The organism is Paraburkholderia bengalensis, from assembly GCF_037126505.1.
Classification (GTDB): Bacteria; Pseudomonadota; Gammaproteobacteria; order Burkholderiales; family Burkholderiaceae; genus Paraburkholderia; species Paraburkholderia bengalensis.
This window is the reverse complement of sequence record NZ_JACFYJ010000202.1, coordinates 1-3602: the sequence shown is the minus strand read 5'-3', so window position 1 is coordinate 3602 and position 3602 is coordinate 1. Positions and strand designations below refer to the sequence as shown.

Below are 3602 nucleotides of genomic sequence, written 5' to 3'. Positions count from 1 at the left end.
CGCGCCGGGCAGCGCGACGGGCACGGCGACGGGCGTGCCCGTCAATCCCCCCGCGCCGGACAACGCGACGGCGGCAGGCTCGCCCGGCACCATCAATCCGAACGCGCAGGCAAGCGGCCCGGGGCTGCCGGAAGGCGCCGTCGGGCAAACCCAGAAAGCCGCCGAGCCGGTGCGCACGCAAGCCGAAGAAGCCGTCGTGCAACGCGAGCACGCGCCCCTCTTCGATCACAAGCTGACGTTGGACTGGGGCATCAGCGACACCTACTACGACCGCCGCCAGCTGCAGCTGTCGGGCTTCCTCGCGCTCGACGCGATCTTCCTCGGCAACATCAACCTCGGGCAGACCAAGTCGCACCAGGTGATGGCCGACCTCGACACGCGCTACGGCCTCACCGACCGCATGAGCGTCGATGTCGACGTGCCGTATGTGTACCGGCACAGCCAGTTCATCGTCGGCGGCGCGGGCGGCGCGGCGAACACGCTGTCGGATGCATCGGTCAATTCGAACGCGATCGGCGACGTCAACTTCGGGCTCTACTACCAGATCGTGAAAGAGACCAACAACATCCCCGACGTGGTCGGCAGCCTGCGCGTGAAGGCGCCGACGGGCACCTCGCCGTTCGGCCTCAAGGTCGTGCAGCTCGATGCCGACAACACGAATCTCGTCGCGCCGTCGAAGCTGCCCACGGGCACGGGTTTCTGGAACGTGACGGCGGGCCTCTCCGTGCTGAAGACCTACGACCCCGTCGTGCTGTTCGGCAGCCTGTCCTACACGTACAACATCGCGCGCTCGTTCTCGGACATTTCGTCGGTGCAGGGGCAGACGCAGCCGGCCACCGTCAAGCTCGGCGACATCTTCCAGCTCGGCGCGGGCGTCGCGCTCGCGTTCTCCGACAAGGACTCGGCCAGCATCTCGTACACGCTCGCGCTGCAACCGTCCTCGAAGACGAAGGCGCCGGGCGGCGACTACGTGAAGGTGCCCGGCAGCGAAACGACGGCGGCCGTGATGAATTTCGGCCTGAACCACGTGGTGAACAAGCACCTGACGATCAACGGCTCCGTCTCGTTCGGCATGACGCCGGATGCGCCGAACTACGTGATCGGCGTGCGCTTTCCCTACACCTTTTGACCTGATACCGAGACGAGGCAGATCGTGCGCGAATCCTCTCATCTGAGCTCAGTTACATCGCTCGCAGGCGCAGGGCTGCGCCTCGCCGTCTCACGCGCAGCCGAGACGCCGACGTCACGCGGCACGCCGCCCGCCGCGTCCGCGCGGGTGCTGCTGTACGTCGCGCGCACGCCCGACGACGCCCTCGTCGAGCATCTGAAAAGCCGCGGCTGGAGCGTGCTCGTCGCGCGCTCGGCGCACGAGATCGGACGGCTCATCAAGCCCGCGACGACGTGCGCGGGCATCGTCGACATGGCGAGCTTCGCCGTGCGCGAGCTGCCCGCGCTCGAAACGAGCCTGCGCCAGCAGCAGGTCGGCTGGATCGCGCTCGCGAATCCCGAGCGGCTCGCGGACCCCGCCGTGCGGCGGCTGATCCGGCATTACTGCTTCGACTACGTGAAAATCCCCGTGGCGAGCGCGACCATCGACTATCTGGTCGGCCACGCGTACGGCATGATCAACCTGTGCGACGCCGACCTGCCGCCCGACCCCACCGCCGTCAGCGACGCCGAGATGGTCGGGACCTGCGAAGCGATGCAGCAGCTCTTCCGCACGATCCGCAAGGTCGCGAACACCGACGCGAGCGTGTTCATTTCGGGCGAATCGGGCACAGGCAAAGAACTGACCGCGCTCGCGATTCACGAGCGCTCGCCGCGTCGCAAGGCGCCGTTCGTCCCGATCAACTGCGGCGCGATTCCGCATCATCTGCTGCAATCGGAGCTGTTCGGCTACGAGCGCGGCGCGTTCACGGGCGCGCACCAGCGCAAGATCGGGCGCGTCGAGGCAGCCAACGGCGGCACGCTGTTCCTCGACGAAATCGGCGATCTGCCCATGGAAAGCCAGGCAAGCCTGCTGCGCTTTCTGCAGGAAGGCAAGATCGAGCGTCTGGGCGGCCACGAGTCGATTCCCGTCGACGTGCGCATCATCTCGGCGACGCACGTCGATCTCGAAGGCGCGATGCGCGACGGGCGCTTTCGTCAGGACCTGTTCCACCGGCTGTGCGTGCTGCGCGTCGACGAGCCGCCGCTGCGCGCGCGCGGCAAGGATATCGAGCTGCTCGCCCATCACATTCTCGGCAAGTTCATGACGGATAGCGCGCGCAAGATTCGCGGCTTCGCGCCGTCGGCGATCGAGGCGATGTACAACTACCACTGGCCGGGCAACGTACGCGAGCTGATCAACCGCGTGCGCCGCGCGATCGTGATGGCGGAGAGCAAGCTGATTTCCGCCGAGGATCTCGACCTCGCGCACTTCAGCCAGCCGCAGACGATGAGCCTCGCGCAAGCGCGCGAAGCCGCCGAGAAGCGTGCCATCGAGGTGGCGCTGCTGCGCCATCGGCATCGGTTGAACGAGGCGGCGACGGACCTCGGGATTTCGCGCGTGACGCTGTACCGGCTGATGGGCACGCACGGGTTGCGCGATACGTCGAACGACGACAGGGCGGCGGTCAAAAGCGACGAAAAGCCGGAAGGCAAGAACGTGTCTCCCGACGATCACGACACGCGCGAATAGCGGCTCGGCTGTTCGACGGGAAGACCTGGTGTGGCGAAAACGTGGCGGCACGGGTCGGGCACGGTCCGGGCACGGTTCGGCACCGCTCGTGGCGCGTGTCAGGCACGTGTCGGCACGTGTGGGCACGGCTTGGGGCGGTCGGCCGCGCGCGTTGTGCGTTCGGCCGGGCGCTGCGGGCTCGGGTAGAATCGGCTTTCGCTTTTTCGTGATCCGATTCCCTCCCGATTCCCTCTTCTACGCATGACGACGCTCACTCTGATCGTCGCTCGCGCCCGCAATGGCGTGATCGGCCGTGACAACCAGCTGCCTTGGCGGCTTCCCGAAGACCTCGCCTTCTTCAAGCGCACGACGATGGGCGCGCCCATCGTGATGGGGCGCAAGACACACGAGTCGATTGGCCGCGCGCTGCCGGGGCGCCGCAACATCGTGGTGACGCGCGACGCGCAGCGTCGTTTCGAAGGCTGCGACACCGTCACGAATCTCGACGATGCGTTGGCGCTCGCGGCGCGCGACGGTGCGCCCGAGGCGTTTCTGATCGGCGGCGCGCAGCTTTATCAGGAAGGGGCGCTGCGCGCGGACAAGATGATCGTGACCGAGATTCACGCCGACTTTGACGGCGACGCCAGTTTTCCTGCGCCTGATCCGGCGCTGTGGGACGAGGTCTCGCGGGAGACGTATCGCGCGGGTGCGCCGAATGATTTCGAGTATGCGTTTGTAGTTTATCGGCGCAGGTCGGCGTAACGGATTTTTGCCGCGGCGCGGCGGTTTTTTGTTTGTTTTGCCGTGTGGGACGGGGCGTTTGCGGCGCGGGCGTTGCCGGTGTGTGCGTGCCCTTTGCGGGGGCATCCGCTCTTTGTCTCTGGTTGATTAGCGTTGCCCCTGTGCGGGGCGGCACCTACTTTTCTTTGCAGCGGCAAAGAAA

Annotated in this window: 3 protein-coding genes; all 3 read left to right on the top strand. The window is 66.6% G+C overall.

Annotated elements, in window-relative coordinates:
- A partial coding sequence (locus tag H3V53_RS42470) for a hypothetical protein (protein WP_336602939.1) occupies positions 1-1129 on the top strand: 1129 nt, incomplete at its 5' end.
- A 24-nt stretch (positions 1130-1153) separates the two neighbouring features.
- Entirely contained in the window at positions 1154-2680 is a 1527-nt protein-coding gene (locus tag H3V53_RS42465; RefSeq protein WP_336602938.1) for a sigma-54 dependent transcriptional regulator, read from the top strand.
- Between the two features lie 240 nt (positions 2681-2920).
- Positions 2921-3421 carry a dihydrofolate reductase gene (locus H3V53_RS42460; RefSeq protein WP_054927110.1) on the top strand — a complete coding sequence of 167 codons (501 nt, stop codon included), beginning with the start codon at positions 2921-2923 and terminating at the stop codon, positions 3419-3421.
- The last annotated feature ends 181 nt before the right edge of the window (positions 3422-3602 follow it).